This is a genomic window from Streptococcus sp. SCPM-O-B-23252 (M501) (assembly GCF_058200355.1).
Genome location: NZ_JBYQGS010000011.1, coordinates 1 through 842, shown reverse-complemented (window position 1 = coordinate 842; position 842 = coordinate 1). Strand labels below are relative to the sequence as shown.

The 842-nt window shown below is 50.6% G+C and carries 9 tRNA genes; all 9 read right to left on the bottom strand.

Features of this window, described 5'->3' with window-relative positions:
* Window position 1 precedes the first annotated feature (1 nt).
* The 9 genes from AC3E6G_RS09475 to AC3E6G_RS09435 all read right to left on the bottom strand — a co-directional run bounded on the left by AC3E6G_RS09475 (window position 2) and on the right by AC3E6G_RS09435 (window position 841).
* Window positions 2-75 (bottom strand) — tRNA-Pro (locus tag AC3E6G_RS09475).
* A 19-nt stretch (window positions 76-94) separates the two neighbouring features.
* Window positions 95-168: transfer RNA gene (locus AC3E6G_RS09470), tRNA-Arg, on the bottom strand.
* A 36-nt stretch (window positions 169-204) separates the two neighbouring features.
* A tRNA-Arg gene (locus tag AC3E6G_RS09465) sits at window positions 205-278 on the bottom strand.
* Between the two features lie 21 nt (window positions 279-299).
* Window positions 300-385 (bottom strand) — tRNA-Leu (locus tag AC3E6G_RS09460).
* Between the two features lie 7 nt (window positions 386-392).
* Window positions 393-464: transfer RNA gene (locus AC3E6G_RS09455), tRNA-Gly, on the bottom strand.
* A 23-nt stretch (window positions 465-487) separates the two neighbouring features.
* Window positions 488-560 (bottom strand) — tRNA-Thr (locus AC3E6G_RS09450).
* Window positions 561-577: 17 nt separating this feature from the next.
* Window positions 578-659, bottom strand: a tRNA-Leu gene (locus AC3E6G_RS09445).
* Between the two features lie 5 nt (window positions 660-664).
* Window positions 665-737: transfer RNA gene (locus AC3E6G_RS09440), tRNA-Lys, on the bottom strand.
* 31 nt (window positions 738-768) lie between these two features.
* Window positions 769-841 (bottom strand) — tRNA-Asp (locus tag AC3E6G_RS09435).
* Window position 842 lies beyond the last annotated feature (1 nt).

The following is an 842-nucleotide window of genomic DNA, read 5'->3' as shown; positions in this document are numbered from 1 at the left end:
ATCGGGAAGACAGGATTCGAACCTGCGACACCTTGGTCCCAAACCAAGTACTCTACCAAGCTGAGCTACTTCCCGAACTAAAGCTTACGCTTTATGCACCCTAGAGGAGTCGAACCTCTAACCGCCTGATTCGTAGTCAGGTACTCTATCCAGTTGAGCTAAGGGTGCTCGTTTCTATTCAATTGCTACATAGTCTTGCGACCATGCACCCTAGAGGAGTCGAACCTCTAACCGCCTGATTCGTAGTCAGGTACTCTATCCAGTTGAGCTAAGGGTGCTTCTTCTCCAACCTAAGTCTATGCCGAGGACCGGAATCGAACCGGTACGATCGTTACCAATCGCAGGATTTTAAGTCCTGTGCGTCTGCCAGTTCCGCCACCCCGGCCTCCTCAAGCGAACGACGGGATTCGAACCCGCGACCCCCACCTTGGCAAGGTGGTGTTCTACCACTGAACTACGTTCGCATCTGTTTCTTTATATAAAAAAATGCCGGCTACATGACTTGAACACGCGACCCTCTGATTACAAATCAGATGCTCTACCAACTGAGCTAAGCCGGCTCATTATTATTCTTTTATGCGGGTTAAGGGACTTGAACCCCCACGCCGTAAAGCGCCAGATCCTAAATCTGGTGCGTCTGCCAATTCCGCCAAACCCGCTATAATGACCCGTACTGGGCTCGAACCAGTGACCCATTGATTAAAAGTCAATTGCTCTACCAACTGAGCTAACGAGTCGTATCATTATCTGCTAGAAACTAAGTTTCTACGGTCCCGACGGGAATCGAACCCGCGATCTTCGCCGTGACAGGGCGACGTGATAACCGCTACACTACGGGACCT